The 15,555-nt window shown below is 62.0% G+C and carries 17 protein-coding genes; 2 read left to right on the top strand and 15 right to left on the bottom strand.

Annotated elements, in window-relative coordinates:
* A partial coding sequence (locus PKE80_RS20185; protein WP_373877744.1) for a flavin-containing monooxygenase occupies positions 1-1,114 on the top strand: 1,114 nt, incomplete at its 5' end.
* An 81-nt stretch (positions 1,115-1,195) separates the two neighbouring features.
* On the opposite strand, the gene PKE80_RS20180 is transcribed toward PKE80_RS20185, so the two are convergent.
* From PKE80_RS20180 to PKE80_RS20115, 14 genes are all read right to left on the bottom strand, one after another.
* Entirely contained in the window at positions 1,196-1,969 is a 774-nt protein-coding gene (locus PKE80_RS20180) for an SDR family NAD(P)-dependent oxidoreductase (RefSeq protein WP_271184066.1), read from the bottom strand.
* Positions 1,970-2,020: 51 nt separating this feature from the next.
* Entirely contained in the window at positions 2,021-2,518 is a 498-nt protein-coding gene (locus PKE80_RS20175) for a VOC family protein (protein ID WP_271184065.1), read from the bottom strand.
* Positions 2,515-3,075, bottom strand: coding sequence for a nuclear transport factor 2 family protein (locus tag PKE80_RS20170; protein WP_271184064.1), 561 nt, complete (start codon positions 3,073-3,075; stop codon positions 2,515-2,517). The genes PKE80_RS20175 and PKE80_RS20170 overlap by 4 nt, the downstream gene beginning before the upstream one ends.
* Positions 3,072-4,109, bottom strand: a complete 1,038-nt coding sequence (locus PKE80_RS20165; RefSeq protein WP_271184063.1) for an NADPH:quinone oxidoreductase family protein — start codon at positions 4,107-4,109, stop codon at positions 3,072-3,074. The genes PKE80_RS20170 and PKE80_RS20165 overlap by 4 nt, the downstream gene beginning before the upstream one ends.
* A complete protein-coding gene (locus tag PKE80_RS20160; RefSeq protein WP_309298998.1) occupies positions 4,103-5,455 on the bottom strand; it encodes a cytochrome P450 in 1,353 nt (450 codons plus the stop codon). The genes PKE80_RS20165 and PKE80_RS20160 overlap by 7 nt, the downstream gene beginning before the upstream one ends.
* Entirely contained in the window at positions 5,452-6,588 is a 1,137-nt protein-coding gene (locus PKE80_RS20155) for an LLM class flavin-dependent oxidoreductase (protein ID WP_271184062.1), read from the bottom strand. Before PKE80_RS20155 ends, PKE80_RS20160 begins: the two co-directional genes overlap by 4 nt.
* A 47-nt stretch (positions 6,589-6,635) precedes the next feature.
* A complete protein-coding gene (locus PKE80_RS20150) occupies positions 6,636-7,265 on the bottom strand; it encodes a TetR/AcrR family transcriptional regulator (protein WP_271184061.1) in 630 nt (209 codons plus the stop codon).
* Positions 7,266-7,341: 76 nt separating this feature from the next.
* Entirely contained in the window at positions 7,342-8,055 is a 714-nt protein-coding gene (locus tag PKE80_RS20145) for an alpha/beta hydrolase (protein WP_271184060.1), read from the bottom strand.
* Positions 8,056-8,091: 36 nt separating this feature from the next.
* A complete protein-coding gene (locus PKE80_RS20140) occupies positions 8,092-8,595 on the bottom strand; it encodes a nuclear transport factor 2 family protein (protein WP_271184059.1) in 504 nt (167 codons plus the stop codon).
* Positions 8,596-8,623: 28 nt separating this feature from the next.
* The gene (locus PKE80_RS20135) at positions 8,624-9,139 is read right to left on the bottom strand and encodes a flavin reductase family protein (protein ID WP_271184058.1); all 516 of its coding nucleotides are present in this window, start codon (positions 9,137-9,139) and stop codon (positions 8,624-8,626) included.
* A gap of 2 nt (positions 9,140-9,141) precedes the next feature.
* A complete protein-coding gene (locus PKE80_RS20130; RefSeq protein WP_271184057.1) occupies positions 9,142-9,912 on the bottom strand; it encodes an enoyl-CoA hydratase/isomerase family protein in 771 nt (256 codons plus the stop codon).
* A gap of 4 nt (positions 9,913-9,916) precedes the next feature.
* A complete protein-coding gene (locus PKE80_RS20125; protein ID WP_271184056.1) occupies positions 9,917-10,756 on the bottom strand; it encodes an enoyl-CoA hydratase-related protein in 840 nt (279 codons plus the stop codon).
* Positions 10,753-11,202: a nuclear transport factor 2 family protein gene (locus PKE80_RS20120; RefSeq protein ID WP_271184055.1), complete on the bottom strand. Its 450-nt coding sequence runs from the start codon at positions 11,200-11,202 to the stop codon at positions 10,753-10,755. The genes PKE80_RS20125 and PKE80_RS20120 overlap by 4 nt, the downstream gene beginning before the upstream one ends.
* A gap of 118 nt (positions 11,203-11,320) precedes the next feature.
* Positions 11,321-13,741 (bottom strand): TonB-dependent receptor, encoded by a 2,421-nt coding sequence (locus tag PKE80_RS20115; protein WP_271184054.1) that lies wholly within the window; start codon positions 13,739-13,741, stop codon positions 11,321-11,323.
* A gap of 162 nt (positions 13,742-13,903) precedes the next feature.
* On the opposite strand from PKE80_RS20115, the gene PKE80_RS20110 reads away from it, so the two are divergent.
* The gene (locus PKE80_RS20110; protein WP_271184053.1) at positions 13,904-14,548 is read left to right on the top strand and encodes a carboxymuconolactone decarboxylase family protein; all 645 of its coding nucleotides are present in this window, start codon (positions 13,904-13,906) and stop codon (positions 14,546-14,548) included.
* Positions 14,549-14,698: 150 nt separating this feature from the next.
* On the opposite strand, the gene PKE80_RS20105 is transcribed toward PKE80_RS20110, so the two are convergent.
* Positions 14,699-15,499, bottom strand: coding sequence for an SDR family NAD(P)-dependent oxidoreductase (locus PKE80_RS20105; protein WP_271184052.1), 801 nt, complete (start codon positions 15,497-15,499; stop codon positions 14,699-14,701).
* Positions 15,500-15,555: the final 56 nt, after the last annotated feature.

Genomic DNA, 15,555 nt, shown 5'->3' with positions numbered 1-15,555 from the left:
TGACAAGCGCGTCGCCATCGTCGGCACCGGCGCCACCTCGGTCCAGGCGGTGCCGTACTTGGGCAAGTATGCAAAGCAACTCTACGTGCTCCAGCGCACGCCTTCCAACATCGACGAGCGGCCCAATCCGCCGACCGATCCTGACTGGGCAGCCTCGCTCCAGCCCGGCTGGCAGCGGGAGCGCATGGCGAACTTCCATCGGGGCGCGCAAGCGTTCTTCCTGCCCGGCGAGCCGGACCAGATCTGCGACATCTGGACCGAGATCAGCCGCAACCTGAACCTCGAACTGGAAGCGGACGGCTTCCCCCAGTTGGATATCGGTCAGATCATGGCCCGGCGCGACGTGGTGGACTATCAGGTCATGGAACGCCTGCGCCGCCGCGTCGATGCGATCGTCGAGGACCCGAAAACGGCGGAAAGCCTGAAGCCGTGGTTCCGCTTCATGTGCAAGCGGCCGCTGTCCAACAACGACTACTACCCCACCTTCAACCAGCCCAACGTCAAGCTGATCGACGTCTCCGCCACGCAGGGCGTGGAGCGCATGACCGAGAAGGGCTTCGTCGCCGACGGCGTGGAGTACGAAGTCGATCTGATGATCTTCGCCTCGGGCTTCGAGGTGACGTCGGACCTGAAGCGCCGCTGGGGCATCGCCACCGTCGAGGGCGAGAACGGGTTGTCGATCTACGACCACTGGGAGAACGGCCCGGCCACCCTCCACGGCGTCACCACCGACAAGTTCCCCGGCATGTTCTACATGGGCTACATCCAGGGTGCGACGAACTCCAGCACCACCGAGCAGTTCGGGCGTCAGGCGGAACACCTCGCCTTCATGATCGGGGAAACCTTGCGGCGCGGTGCCGACAAGTTCTGCGCCACCGCCGAGGGCGTCGCCGGCTACGTCGCGCACTGCCGCGCCAACGAGGTCGACATGTCCGAGTTCCAGCAAGGGTGTACGCCCAGCTACTTCAACAACGAGGGCGACAAGGAACTGAAGTGGGCCTTGTTCAAGGGTTATCTGCCCGGCTGGGATGCCTGGCGCGACATGCTGGCGGACTGGCGCCTGTCGCCCGACCTGCCGGGCGTGGCGTTCGAGGCGCGTGAGCCGGTGAACTGAGTTTCAAAGCCCGGAGGAGGGCGGGGCGGCAGGTTGATACCTGCCGCCCCGAAGCCCTGTCGGGCTTTGCGTGAACTAGGATCAGCGCACAGAAATCAACCCGCCATCTACCGGAAACATCTGGCCCGTGATGTAGCGCGTCGCGTCGCTGGCCAGGAAAACCATTACCGGTGCGAGATCGCGTGCCGGGTCACCGAACTTGCCGCCCAGAGGGATCGAAGACCGCACTTCCTCGTCGTGTTTCGCCAGGTCGTCTGGCGACATGGCTTCGCGGAACTTCTCATACATCGGTGTCACGACATACGGGAGCACCGCGTTGACGCGTACCCCTGAGGGACCCCATTCCTGGGCGACCGATCGCGTCCACGTATGCACCGCCCCCTTGGTGGCGCCGTAGACGGCATTGTCCAATTCGCTCGTGAGCCCGGACCTTGATCCGAAGTTGATGATGTTTCCGCCGGATGCCTTCATGATCGAGAAGGCCGAGCCGTTGGTGTTCATCGTTCCGAGCACGTTGATGTCGAAGAGGCGGCGGTAGGATGTCTCATCAACGTTCGCGACATCGACGAACGACTGGACGCCTGCCACGTTGACCATCACGTCAAGGCCACCCATGTCCGCCGAGGCCTCGGCGAACCGGGCATCGACCTCGCTGCGATCCGTCACGTTGAGCTTGTAGAACGTCGCGGTTCCCGGACCGGCGGCGGACGCCTCGGCCGTTCGCGCGCGTCCCTGCTCCTCCTGCAGGTCCATGCATGAGACTGTCGCCCCGGCCTCAACATAAGCGCGCACGATGGCGGCTCCGATTCCTTGGGCGCCGCCGGTCACGATTATCCGCTTGCCATCCAGTTGCACTGTGTACTCCTTGAGTCATGCGCGCGAATTTCCGTCGCGCTGGGGGGGAAATTATTGATCGTTCTTGTCTGCTTGCCACCGCGGACAGGTCGGTTCGTAATTGAAGGGGTGATCACCGAGGATCTCTAGCAACTCGACGACGTTTCCGTCCGGGTCGCGGCCGTACGTCGCGCGAAACGGTCGGTCTCCAGCGCGCTTGGGCGGTGTATGGAAGCGCATCCCTGCCGCTGAAAGACGTTCGAACTCCGCATCGATGTCGCGGACCGCGAAGCAGATGTGCGTGAAACCGGGATCGGACACCGGCCGGTCCGGATCGCCTGCCGAAGGCGCCGGGGAAGTGAATTCGAACAGCTCGATGCACTGGTTTCCGGCATCAAGAAGCATGAAGCGCGCAGCGGACCCGCGGAGGCCGACGATCGCATCAAGATCCTCAGCGTTCGACCAGCCATCCGCCACCAGTAGCTTGCAGCCGAACTGGGTGATGTAAAAGTCGGCCAGCCTTTCAATGTCGCCCGTCGCGATCGCGGTGTGGTGCAGACCCAGTATCATCGGTGGCCCTCCGTAACCGGGATGGTTGATTGCAATGTGCGTCTTTCGAGCATTTCGTAGACTGCATCGCGCGTGTCGCCGCGTTGCCCCCAGGTGAAGTTGTCGAGTGGGATCGCAGGGTCCGAAACGGGCCATGTCTCGACCTTGGTCCATTCGAGCACGACCGTGCGTTCGTCGATTTTCCAGTCATTGTCGCGTTTGGACAGGCGATCGATGTAGCGGGCACCCATGACGTCAGCGACCGTCTCGCCCGAGCCACGTCGGATCAGCGTCACGTGGACGTGGGCCTCGGAGATCGCGATGCCCGGCTCCGGCAGGTCGATCAGCACGTTCGCGATCGTGTGCATGGTCGCCGAATTGGCCCGCCACAGGCGGTCGACCACAAAGTCCGCGAACTCGTGTCCGGGACCTTTCCAGTATCCGTGGTCGTCGTAGCTATCGGGATGATACACCGACCTGACGAGGGCGGCATCGCAGCGATCAACCCCGCGGCAGTAGGTAGACAGGACCTCGTGGATACGCTGCTTGTCGATGAAGGCTTCGAGATCGGTATTCATGCGACTGCTCCCGCGTTTGCTTCGGGCGCGATGTCGATCACAAGCTTGCCACTGATCCGGCGCGACAAGAGATCGTTCAGGGCCGTGGGCACGGCTTCGAGCGGGTACCGCGCAGCGATGCGCGGACTTATCCGGCCTTGGGCGATCCACTCGGCCAGCGTCCTGAAATTGTCGGAATTCGCGGCAGGATCGCGCGCGAGAAAGCCCCCCCAGTAGACCCCGACGAGCTGGTAGCCCTTGAGCAGGACGAGGTTCACCGGCAGCTTGGGTATCTCGCCGGTGGTGAAACCGACGACGAGCAGCCGTCCATCCCAGTTCATCGCCCGGGACATCGCCTGGAAGGGCTCGCCCCCCAGCATGTCGATGCACACATCGGCGCCGCGCCCCCCGGTCAGCTCGAGCACCCGTTTGCGCACATCCTCCTCGGCATATCCGATTACATGGTCGGCGCCCATTTCGGCGGCCGTTGCGGATCGCGCGCGGGTGCGTGACACGGCAATGACCGTCGCCCCCATCGCCTTGCCCAGTTCGACCGCAGCGAGACCCACGCCGCCCGAGGCGCCGAGCACCACGAGCGTTTCACCGGGCGAGACTGTGCCTCGCTGGACAAGAGCGTGAAACGCGGTGCCGTAGGCCGTGAAGAGTGCGATTGCGGTCGCATAGTCCATGGTCTCTGGGATAGGCACCACTTCCGCTGCCCTGGCGGTAGCCTCCTGAGCGAAGGCGCCGTGACCGCTGCTCGTGAGCGCCATCACCCTTTGCCCAGGGTGCACAGCCGAAACGCCCGAACCCACCTCGATCACTTCGCCCGCGACCTCGAATCCGGGCACGAAGGGGAGGGGTGGCTTTAGCTGATAGGCACCCTTGATGATGAGACTGTCCGGGAAATTGATCCCGGCGGTAGCTGACCTGATCCGGACTTCGTCGGCAGCAAGGTCAGGCCTCGCGACGTTACCCACTTTCAGATTATCGGGAGGACCATAGGCATCGCAGACGATGGCCTGCATGGTTGCTGCGTTGCTGGTTGTCACCATTGCAGTTCGACCTCCTCGACCTGCGCGACAACGCCGGACTGGTAGCGCGGCCGGGAACCGTCACGGGGCCGAAACTCCGGAATTCGCTTGAACCATTCCTCCAGCATGATGGTGGTCTCGAGCCTGGCGAGGTGAAGTCCTGCACAGCGGTGAGGTCCTTCGCCGAAAGTCGAATGGGCAATACCTCGCCGCGCGAAGTCGAGCTTCCAGGGCTCGGGGTTCCGGCGCGCATCAAGGCCGGAAAGGGCGGTAGGAAGCAGGACCATTTCCCCTTGCTTGAGAGTAACGCCGCCGCATTCGATATCGGCAGCCACCATCCTGGCGGCGGCAACGAGTGGAAACCGGCGGAACATTTCTTCAACGGCCAGGCGCGCTGCAGCGGGGTCGGCTGCGAGTTGCCGGCGCGGTTCGGGATGCCGCGCCAGATGGTCCATCACCATGTTGAGAAAGTTCGTCACAGAATCGAGGCCGGCCAGAAGCAGCAGCGAGATCATGCCCAGCAGCTTGTCCCGATCGATGGGTGCTCCATCGATCCTGGCGTCGATGGCGAGGCTGATGAGGTCGTCGCCGCCTTTGCCGCCGCGGGCATCGATGATGGGTGAGACGTACTCGAAAAAGCCTCGGTTGGCGGCATCGAGATGCTCGGCCATTTCTTCCGGGGTATTGCCATCGGGGCGGGTCATGGCGCTGGCCAGCGCACGCAGCTTGGGTGCGTCCGTCATCGGCAGGTCGGCCATCATCATGAACACGCGGATCGGGAACTGCGCCGAGAACTCTTCGACGAAGTCGCAGCTACCCCGCGGTGCGAAAGCATCCATGAGTTCGACCGCGATGGCGCGGATCGCGGGTTCTCGCTCCCGGATCGCCTTGAGGTTGAGGCCTTGGTTGACCACCTCGCGGTAGGGGCGGTGCTCGGGTGGATCCATCTTCGAGGGCACCATCGCATACTTCTCGCCGGCGGCCTTTGGAATGAACAGCACCTGGCTGGAGTAGCGCTCCGGGTCCTTGTAGATTGCACTGATCAGCGAACCGGTGGTGGCAATCCAGTGGCCGCCATTGCGCGGCGTCCAGATGAGATCGGGAATGCCTGCTTCGTGAAGCCGGGTCCAGGCTTCCAGATATCCCTCGTCGATCCCTTCCGGCCGGTACATATCGATATCGAACACCCGCTCGCTTGGCACATGCGGCGGCACGCGAAGCGGTGCCTGCTCCTGGCTTTCTTGCATCTCGCCATCCTCTCGATGTTTTTGTTTTTTCGAACGACGGGAGGCGCGGCACGTGCAGCGCAAAACCGTCAAAAAAGAGCGGCCGCGCGCCATTTTGGCGCAGCGGCCGCCGCCCGTCACGCCGGGAGTGAGGCGCCGACTTTGGGCATAACTTCCTGCGCGAAGCGCTGAAGGGATTCATTGGCCGGAGCCATGTCGTCGATGTTGTCGTGGGAGTTGATACACAGCATGCCCCAGGATCCGACCTTGTCGACCAGATGTTCGATCTTCGCCGTCACCGTCTCAGGGGAGCCGCAAAGCCACACGTGTTCTGCGAGGAATTCCATGTCGACTTCGTCGGCGCTGATATCGACGCCGGAATCCTTGATGATCCCGTCGAGCAGTTTGAACTTCTTGTAGATGGGGAGCAGGTAGTGCTCCCAGCTGTAGCCAAGGCCACCGGCGATCGCTCTGCGTTTTGCCTCTGCGTCGGTGTCAGCCACGAACACCTCGCGGCAGACGCGCAATCGTTCGCGCTCAGGTGTAAAGCCGTTCTCGCGCATGGCCGTGGACCAGGTTTCCCAGTGGGATATCATTTGATCGACGCCGCCGAAGAACGAGATCGGGCTGTAGTTGCGCGCGCCGGCAAACTTCATTGAATTGGAGTTCGCGGAGAGGGCCGTCACCGCGATCTCGAATGGGTCACCCTTCCACAGGCCGTTCTTCGCGATCGTGACATCATACCCAGGCATATCGTCGGGGCCCGGGAAGCCACCGCGAAAATATTCGCCTACGAAGCGGAAAGGTTCCTCTTTCCAGACCTTCTCCATGATCGAAAGCGCCTCGAGTTGGCGCGCAGGCAGTTCGGAAAGGTCGTCGAACCCATGAAGGATGGCATCCGTATGATGACCACCAGGGCCGACGCCGAGATAATATCGACCTTCCAGTACCTGGCTAAGCCAGCCTACCCGGATCGCGAGCGTGGCAGGGTCGTGATAGGGAAGGAGGTGCGCCATGGGTGCGAACCGCAGCTTTTCGGTCACCATTGCTGCCGAAGCGATAATAGCTTCGGGCATCGGAATGTTCTCGAGCGCTAGGGTGTAGTGCTCGCCGACGAGAAAGTCCGAGAATCCCGCCTTGTCGCAGACCTGCGCCAGTTCGATGGACCAGTCGAAGATCTGCTTCGGCGTCCGTTGGGGTTGATTGTAGGGGGTGTGGAACAATCCGCATTTCATCGCAGCATCTCTCCTTGGCCGCGCGACGCGCGCCGCCAAGGGCCGCTATCGCTGAATTCCAGCATGCGGCTTGAAGTGCCGCACTGCTATGAAGTGGACACATCTGACCGCTTAATTTGCGATTCGTCAACGGGAATGTTGATAAGGTCGCTTTCTTTGTCGCTGTCCAAGCGAGGCGCAATGCCCTCAAGCAGGATCTTCAGCGCACGGTCGAATTCCCGGCTTTCATCCGAGCGGTCCCACTCGGCGGCACCGGCCGCCAGCATGAGGGTAAGACGATGGATTTCGCTGAGCTCGAAATCGGGCCGCAGCAGGCCAGCGCGTTGGGCCCGTGCAACCGGGACCGCACACACACCTTCCATCTTCGCTCGCAGGATGGCGATGGCGTGGCGACCGGTTTCGCCGTGCTGCGCGGCGATCGCAGCGGCCAATGCGCCGTGATCGGTGCGCCCTTCACACATTGTGCGCAGCATCGCCAGAAACGCGTCAGGCCGATCGTTCATGTTGTGGGCTGCTGCCGCGACGTCCTCGATATGCCGGTCCAGCACCGCGAGTGCGAGCTGGCATCGGTCCGCGAAGTTCCGATAGAGGGTCGCACGTCCGACGCCAGCCTCGACGGCTATCGCATCAAGCGCGACGGCATATCCGTTTCTGGCGAAAACACGCGCTGCCGCGGTGACAATCCGTTCGCGCCGTTCTTTCGCATCCTTGCGCACACGCCCCTCCAATTGCCGAAATCCGGACATTATTGTCCGGTTAATTATTCGGCTTTAGCGGGTGTTCATGGCTCGATCAATCTGGAACGGTCAACGCCGATGCCAGCCCTGCGATGGCAGTTGCGACTTCCATGTCGGCGGAGAAGAACGCGGAATGGTCGCCGGAAACGTTGAGCATCGACCCCAGTCGCTGTCCGCAGGCTCGCTGGTAAGCCGGAGCCACTGCCTGATCGCCGTCGCACACGATATAGGTCGCTGGGCGGTCGAGCCATGCCGGACGTTGAACGGTTTCGGCGAAGATGGCGGCCGGGGCAGGACGGTGCCGGGCACTGGCAAACGCCACGTCTGTCGGTAAGCAGAGGTGGTAGAGGGCAGCGACGGATTTCTCGCTGTCGAGTGAAATCCACTTGCCGTCATCCGAAGAAACCATCGCTTCGGCGCAGGTCGCGCTCACGCATATTCCCGATACATCCGCCGCAGTCTGACCCGGCTCCGGAAGGAGCGCGCCGAGATAGCACAAGTGGGCTGCATCATGACCGGCCTGCGAGATGACCATGCCGCCATAGCTGTGGCCGACCAGCAGGATGGTACGTCCTTGGGAGTTCAACGAAGCGACCAGTTCGCGCACCAAAGCGGCGTCGGTTTCCAGCGAAGCAAACGGGAGCTGGGGGGCATGAACCGTAAAGCGGGACGATAGAATTTCCCGCACGCGGGTCCATGCCCATGGCCCTATGAACAGGCCGTGGACCAGGACGATCTCAACGTTGCCATCGATTTGCGACTGCGACATCGAATTCTCCTGATTGCCTCGCCGGCCACGTTCAGCTCAACGGCGGGGATAGTCCGACGCAGCGCCGCTGGCGCCGGGCCAACGCACGGGGGTGTCGGACTCGAACGCTTCGCCGACCTGCTGCCACGGGGCGATATGGATCGTTCGCATGTCGCGGCTATGGATGCGCCATTCGTCGCCAACCCGGCGGTACTCATCGACATAGCGAACCGCGCCATACACCGCCGTTCCGCCCAGAACGAGTTCCAGGTGGGCCCCGACGAGCCCCCTCGCCTTGTCGGGGCCCTCGAACGCCAGCTGTGCGTAGTGCGGCGTATGGATCGTCAATCCCATCTGTTCGCGAGACGCCTTGATGAAATCGACGATCGCACCGCGACCTTCGCCTGCGAGGACGCCCGATGAACTGAAGGTAGCAGTGTCGGTGAAGCTGTTCCCGACGCCCTCGAGGTCGTCGCCGTCGGCCGCCAGAAAATATCCGACCACGAGATCGTTCAGTTCCGCCCGATCTTCGAGCCGCTTGATACGTGCTTCCAAGTCCATCTCCATTTCCTCGCGCGTTATCGTTCGTTCACTGGCCTTCGATCGCATCGAGCAGGGGGGCGAAGCTGCCGTATCCGCCGCGGAAGAACAGCAGGGGCTGTTCGGGCCGGACGACATCCAGTTCCTGCACGAGCCCCAGTACGATGTAGTGATCGCCGGCTTCGTGCACCTTGTCCAACGTACAGTCGATCCAGGCGACGACGCCGTCGAGGACCGGTGAACCGTTGGCGGATACCTGGTGACTCAGCCCGGCGAACTTGTCCTCTCCCTTCGCGGAGAAACGGCGACACAGGTCTTTCTGGTCGCTCGCCAGGATGTTGACGCAGAATTTCCCGGCGCTTTCGATCTGTGGCCAGCTGCTGGACGAGATGTCGGGGAAAAATCCCACCAGCGGCGGAGAGAGCGAGACCGAGGTGAACGAACCGACGACCATTCCGGCGCGCGAGCCGTCGGGCAGCGTTGCCGTGACGACGCAGACGCCTGTCGGATAGTGCCCCAGAACGCGGCGATAGACCGCGCCATCGATCACCGGATCGAGCTTCATGGTCACCGCCCGGTCCAAACCGGCTTGCGGCGTTCGCCGGCGGCGCGCTCACCTTCCTTCTTGTCCTCGGTGGCCGCGTACTCCTCGATCGGCTCGAAGCGGGTCATCAGCGCGACCTCCAGCGGGTGGCCGAGACGTCCGAGTGCAGCGGCCTTGGCTGCCTGCACCGCGAGCGGCGAAGCGGCATTGAGCTTGGCCGCCCAGGCTGCTGCCGCGTCGGCAAGCTGGTCGTAAGGGACGACTTCATTGACCAGGCCGTAATGACGCGCCTCGGCGGCCTTGATGCGCTCGCCGGTGAGGATGAGCTGCATGGCGATGTGGTATGGAAGCTGCCGGATCGCCCGGTGGACGACACCGCATTCGCCGATGATGCCGACTTTGGTCTCCGGCAGACCGAACTGGGCGGTGTCGGCGGCGACGATGATGTCCGCGCACATCGCCAGCTCGAACCCGCCCCCGACGCAGAAGCCCTGAACGGCAGCCACCATAGGCTTCTTGCAGGTGACGAGGGGGCCGCCGATGCCGGTCAGCCCGCCGCCGAGCGCCATGCGGGACTTGCGCTCGGCTCCACCGGATACGTCAGCGCCGATGCAGAAGCCCTTTTCGCCTTCAGCCGAAAGGATGACCGCCCAGATGTCGGGATTGGCGTTGATCTCGGTCCATGCCGCAAGAAGAAGATCGTCCATCTCCTGCGTGATCGCATTGAGGCCCTGAGGGCGGTTGAGGCGGACTTGGGCGACATGGCCCTCTACGGTGAATTCTACGTCGGCCACGGGCCTACTCCTTGAAGCTGTTAATGAGTGCGGTGGATGACGGGCCGCGATAGGCATCGAGGACCGGCTTGAGGCCCTCGCTCGCCATCCGCTCGCGGATCGCCAGAACCGACGGTGCGAGGTGAAGCAGCGAGTCCATCTCGGCTATTCCCGAGGTGGCGACCCGGAAACCTGCGGCCTCCGCAGCGCGATTGATCGAGAGTTTCTTGACCTGAAGTACGTCTGCCGGAACGAGGGCGATACGTGCGGCCATTGCTTCAGTCGCGGCAATCAGTCGCTCGGCCGGCACGCAGTGGTTGGCCCAGCCCCATTCGACGGCGGTCGGGCCGTCGATGCTGTTGCCCGGGAGGAAAGCGAATTCCTTGGCGCGCTTGGCGCCGACCTGTGCCACCCAGGTCGGTGCAATGAACCCCCCGCCGATCGGCACTCCCGGTTCGCTGATCCGGATGTCATCGGCGACGATGGTCAGATCGGCGAAGATGCACATCTGCGCGGCGACACCGGCGCAGTATCCGTGGACGGCAGCTATGACCGGTTTGGGATGATCCCAGATCGCAAGCCAGCGCGCGACGTTCGCGTTGAGGCGCTTGGCGTCGGCGACGGGATCCATGGCCGCAGCTCCGCCATATTGACCCAGGTCCATTCCGGCGCAGAAACCCTTGCCGTTGGCGCGGATGCCGATAACGGGGCCGCCGCTCTCCTTGAGCTCTTCCAGCGCCGCTGAGAAACTGTTCAGCATGCTACCCGACAAAGCGTTCGCCTGTGCGGGCCGGTTGAGCACTATCCAGCTGATCGGGCCGGAGTGCTCGATCAGGATTTCAGGGGCAGCGGCGTCCTGCGTCATTCTGCTCGGCCGATGGGGTTGCCGGCGCGCACGTGGTAGTCGGTTGTAAGGGTGGTGCGCAGTTCGCGGCGCTTGAACTTCCACTGACCATCCACCTTCACGACGGTATCGAAGTACTGGCCGTAAAGAATCCCGTCGGGACGCTCCTTGGTGTAGCGATGGATCGCAAGAACGACCGAACGAACGTTGGCCTCGGTCTCGCTGACGAAGTCGATGCAGATGTTCGAGTTGTGGTGCGAAGTGCCGCGGAAGAACGTGCCGATGCCTTCAAGTGTCTTCTTGTAGGCCTCCATCCCGGTTGCCCCGAAGTTCGGAGCATAGCTGACTTCGCAGTCGTCGACGAACAGGGCGGCCAGTTCGTCCGGATGGTTCATGTCGAGGTGGTAGGAGTAATCGAACATCATGCGTTCGATGGCGCGCATTTCACTCAGGTTTGCTTCGGTCATATCTTTGTTTCCAGTCAACATGTGCGTTGACCGTGCCGTCGCTATGCCGACCTGTCAACGCGTAAGAGGGGAAAAGATGGCGCCGGCCGGAAGGCCGGCGCCAGTCGGGAGAGTTCTATCAGCGGAACTTGTAGCTGAAGGTCGCTCCGTACGTGGCCGGACGGGCGGGCCAGCGGGTAACGGTGTCGAAGAAGAATGCGACGTTGTCCCAGTAGTACTGGTTGGTGACATTCTTGCCCCAGACCTGGAGCGACCAGGCATCGTTCGGATCGCGAATGCCCGCACGAAGATCGAGCAGGGTGTAGTCCCTGATCTTGTAGAGGTCCGAAGCGCCAATGAAGGCCCTCGTATCGCTACGGAACGTCAGATCTGCGCCTGCGAAAGCCGAAAGCGAGTCGCTGACCGGGAACTCGTAGCTCAGGCCCGTCGCGATCTGGTATTTCGGCGTGTAGGGCAGCTTAGCCCCGTCGAAGTTCTGGCCGACAGCACCGGTTTCCGGATTGATGCCGGTGTAACGCTTCACCGTCGCGTCGATGTAGGTGAAGTTGGTGTAGGCACTGAACCCTTCAGCCGGATTAGCCGTCAGTTCGACTTCGAAGCCCTTCACGGTCGACTTGGGCACGTTGACGAGGGCGTCGAGAAGGCCGAAGTTCGGATCTGCGATCTTCGAGCGGATCTGACGATCCTGATAGTCATAATAGAACGCAGCGATATTTGCCTGAAGCGTGCGATCGATCAGCGAAGCCTTCAGGCCTGCCTCGTAGGACATCAGCGATTCCTGCGTCACCGGCTGGCTCTGCTCCGTGGTGGAAGCTGCAACGGACGGGAAGCTGCCGGCCTTGTAGCCTTTCGCAACGTTGGCGTAGAGCAGCATGCCAGGGCGCGGCTTGTAATCGATGCCGGCGCGCCAAGAGACGTTGTCCTCGTTGAGCTTGCCGACGAACTCGCCGGGCAGATACGTCGGTGCTTCTCCGAGGAGGCCAGTCGTGTTGATGGTCAGGCAGCCCAGAGCCTGCTCTGGGGTAACGGTGATGGGATCGAGGCCGTTCTGGCTGCGGAGCAGGTTTGCGAAGAAGGTATAGAGCGGGGCGAACGGAAGATTGGCACCTTCGGCGGCGACACCGAAGAAGCAGCTGTTCGCCTTGCGCTTGGATTCGGTGTAGCGCACGCCGCCCTTGAAGGTGAAGTCACCGACGTCGTATTCGACGTTACCGAACGCCGCGTAGTTCTTCATGTTCTGGTTGGCGCGGAAGGCCGACCGGAAGATACCGCCGAGGAACGGTGCCGTGCCGGTATTGATCGTCGAGTCGCGGTAATCGAGTTCCGAAACGTCGCTCGCCTTGTCCGACGAGTAGTTCAGGCCAAGTATGAACCGGAACGGGCCGCTGCCGCCGTTCGCCAGGCGCAGTTCCTGCGAGAAGCTCTTGATACCGCCACCGAAGAACCGGAAATCGGCATTGTTCTGCACAGTGCCGTCGCCGTCGAAGGCCATCTTCTGCTTGTAGTCGCTATATGAGGACAGCGACGTCACCGTGAGATCGTCGGTGATGTCGTAGTCGACACGGCCGATACCCTGCCACAGGCGGTTGTCGAGGTAGGGGTTAATGATCGAACTGAAGTCCGCCGCGCGAGCATTGTTGGGCGCGATCGGAGCGTCGCTGACCGGATTGCCCGGACCGGGATTGCGGACCGCGATCAGCTGGACTGCCGGCGGTTCGCCCTTTTCCATCCAGCCATTGGCGTTCAGTGCGACCCGAAGGCGGTCGGTGGGCTCCCAAAGAACCTGGAAGCGGCCCGCATAGTTGCGGGTCTTGCCGGTCTTTTCGCCGGTCGTGAAGCTGCGCTGCCAGCCGTCGCCATGGGTAATCTTGCCCGACAGACGCGCCGACAGGGTCTCTGTCACCGGCCCGCTGATGTAGGCTTCCCCATCGATGGTGTTGAATCGGCTGTAACCGACCGTGGCACCTGCTTCGAAGGACTTCGTCGGCTTTGCCGCGATATAGTTGATGGCGCCGCCAGTGGCGTTGTTGCCGAAAAGGGTGCCCTGCGGTCCCTTGAGAACCTCCACGCGTTCGAGATCGAAGCCGGTCAGCTTGGTCATGACGGGGAAGGGCAGGGGCGCTTCGTCGAGGTAGACGCTGACGTCGGGGTAGGAGCCGAGCGTGGTATCGTTGAAACCCACGCCGCGCAGCGTGTACACAGGTGTGTTCGAGGCGCTGGTGGAGAAGACGAGGCCCGGAACGACCTGTGCGATGTCCGACAGGGTGGTGATATTGCGCTCCTGAAGCGCTTGACCGCTAACGGCACTGACGGTCAGACCGACGTCATTGAGCTTCTGCTCGCGCTTCTGTGCGGTGACGACGATCTCGTTGGATGAAGGCGTGTAGTTTCGTCCTGAAGCGGCCGGAGCTGCGGTCGCATCGGTAGTGTCGGGCGTATCGGTTTCGGAAGTTTGGGCCATGACCGGGCCGGCGCATGCCAGCATCGAAGCGGTGCCGCCCAAAAGCACGGCACGCAGCGAGATATTCGTCAGTCGCATCTTCATCCCCTCAATCCAGGCATTAAGCCTTGTTCGTGTGAAGCGGCTTCCTTGTCCGCCTTCAACACTAATGTTGACGAGATCGCTTTGGCTCGTCAACGGTAAAGTTGACTGCGCTCGAAATTTTGTATGGAGCGTGGCAGAATAGCTTGGGAGCGGCGCATGGTGACTTTGGATAAGCTTCAGGAATTGGCGGTCGCTGCGACGACCGAACGAGGAGAAGGGCTGAGCGAATCGGACCTCGCCCTCATCTCGTTGGGGGTTTGCGCTTCGGTCACATCGCTTGATCGCGCAGCGATCGAAGTTGCTGTCGGTAGAGCCTTTGAGGCGGGGGCTACTCCGGCGCAGGTACAGGAAATCCTCTCGCTGGTTTCCGGGCTTGGCGTCCACACGCTCATGGCGGCGTCGGCGCCGGTCGTCGCTTGTGCGCGGGCGGCAGGTTTCGAATTCGACGAGACGCTATCTGACGAGCAGGTGCAGCTTTGGGAGAAGTATGTCGGGGATGACCCTTTCTGGGTCGGCTTCGAGCGCGAATTGCCTGGCTTTCTAAAGTCGATGCTGTTGCTTTCGACTGACCAGTTCAAGGCTTTCTTCAATTATTGCGCAGTGCCTTGGAAGAGCGGTCAGGTCCGTGCGAAGATAAAGGAACTGACCGCCATGGCCTGCGATGCGACGCCGGCGCATCGGTTTTTGCCCGGGTTCCGCTTGCATCTGGCGAATGCCGTCGCGCTCGGGGCGGGACGTCGCGCGCTCGATGAGGTAATGGCGATCGCGTCCCGAGCGCCGGTGCACAATGGAACCGAGTGAGTACAGCATCCGCGTTTGCGGAGACTTGATCCAAGTACGGCGCAACTGACAGTTTGGCCGAAGGCTGGCAGCTGCGTGGGAGCGTGCCGCTGCCGGCCTTCGGACTATGACCTCTACAAGCGGCGCAAGAGGACTGCCGACCGCAAAGGATCAGGCGTTTACTCCGCGCCACGCGAGCGTGCCGCCATCGATCACGTAAGCTGCGCCGTTGATGAAGCTGCTGTCTTCTGAGGCGAGAAAGCACGCCAACTTTGCAATTTCGTCGGGGCGTCCGAGGCGGGGAATGAGGTGGGCACCCGTCAGCACGGACATGATTGCGTCCTTGTCGGGAGCGGCCTCGTAGTACTTCTGCACCATCGGCGTGTCGATTGCGCCGGGGCAGTAGCAGTTGCAGCGAATGTTGTATTTGGCCAGATCCACCGCCGCGGCCTTGGTCAGCATCAAAACGCCGCCTTTGGTCGCGCAGTATGCGCCGGCCTGGGGATAGGAGACAAACGAGCCAGTAGACGCGACATTCACTATCGCTGCGCCGCGTGTTGATTTTTTCAGGTAAGGTGTCGCGTACTTGATCGTCAGCCAGATCGCCTTGAGGTTTATTTCGTAAACGACGTCCCAGACATCGTCCGGCAGGTCTTCGATAGAAGTGTGCGATGTAAGGTCGGTTTCGTGAACAGCAGCATTGTTGTGCAGCACGTCGATGCCGCCGTAAGTGTCGCTCGCGAAGTCCATCAGAGCCTTGATGGCTTCTGGATTGCGAAGATCGCATGTGAAGAATTTCGCATCATGTCCGGCGCTCGTGATCAGCGAGGTCGTGGCTTGGCCTGCCTCCTCGTTCACGTCGCTGACGATGACCCGTCCGCCTTGAGCAGCCATCTCCTGCGCGCAGGCCCGGCCCATTCCGCTTCCGGCGCCGGTGACGATGCAGACCTTACCGTCCAGTCTATTGCCCATTGTCTCTCTCCCGAAAAAAAACGGGATGGCCATGAAGCCACCCCGTTTTGAGTTGC

Origin of the sequence: Novosphingobium resinovorum (assembly GCF_027922145.1) — a bacterium.
In the GTDB taxonomy this organism is placed as follows: domain Bacteria; phylum Pseudomonadota; class Alphaproteobacteria; order Sphingomonadales; family Sphingomonadaceae; genus Novosphingobium; species Novosphingobium resinovorum.
The sequence above is the reverse complement of the archived record's forward strand: the minus strand, read 5'-3'. Positions and strand labels throughout refer to the sequence as shown.

Excerpts from the sequence above, each read along its gene's own strand:
- PKE80_RS20175 (WP_271184065.1), bottom strand. The coding sequence starts at position 2,518 with ATGATACTGGGTCTGCACCACACCGCGATCGCGACGGGCGACATTGAA.
- PKE80_RS20170 (WP_271184064.1), bottom strand. The coding sequence starts at position 3,075 with ATGAATACCGATCTCGAAGCCTTCATCGACAAGCAGCGTATCCACGAG.
- PKE80_RS20165 (WP_271184063.1), bottom strand. The coding sequence starts at position 4,109 with ATGGTGACAACCAGCAACGCAGCAACCATGCAGGCCATCGTCTGCGAT.
- PKE80_RS20145 (WP_271184060.1), bottom strand. The coding sequence starts at position 8,055 with ATGTCGCAGTCGCAAATCGATGGCAACGTTGAGATCGTCCTGGTCCAC.
- PKE80_RS20140 (WP_271184059.1), bottom strand. The coding sequence starts at position 8,595 with ATGGACTTGGAAGCACGTATCAAGCGGCTCGAAGATCGGGCGGAACTG.
- PKE80_RS20135 (WP_271184058.1), bottom strand. The coding sequence starts at position 9,139 with ATGAAGCTCGATCCGGTGATCGATGGCGCGGTCTATCGCCGCGTTCTG.
- PKE80_RS20125 (WP_271184056.1), bottom strand. The coding sequence starts at position 10,756 with ATGACGCAGGACGCCGCTGCCCCTGAAATCCTGATCGAGCACTCCGGC.
- PKE80_RS20120 (WP_271184055.1), bottom strand. The coding sequence starts at position 11,202 with ATGACCGAAGCAAACCTGAGTGAAATGCGCGCCATCGAACGCATGATG.
- PKE80_RS20115 (WP_271184054.1), bottom strand. The coding sequence starts at position 13,741 with ATGCGACTGACGAATATCTCGCTGCGTGCCGTGCTTTTGGGCGGCACC.
- PKE80_RS20110 (WP_271184053.1), top strand. The coding sequence starts at position 13,904 with ATGGTGACTTTGGATAAGCTTCAGGAATTGGCGGTCGCTGCGACGACC.
- PKE80_RS20105 (WP_271184052.1), bottom strand. The coding sequence starts at position 15,499 with ATGGGCAATAGACTGGACGGTAAGGTCTGCATCGTCACCGGCGCCGGA.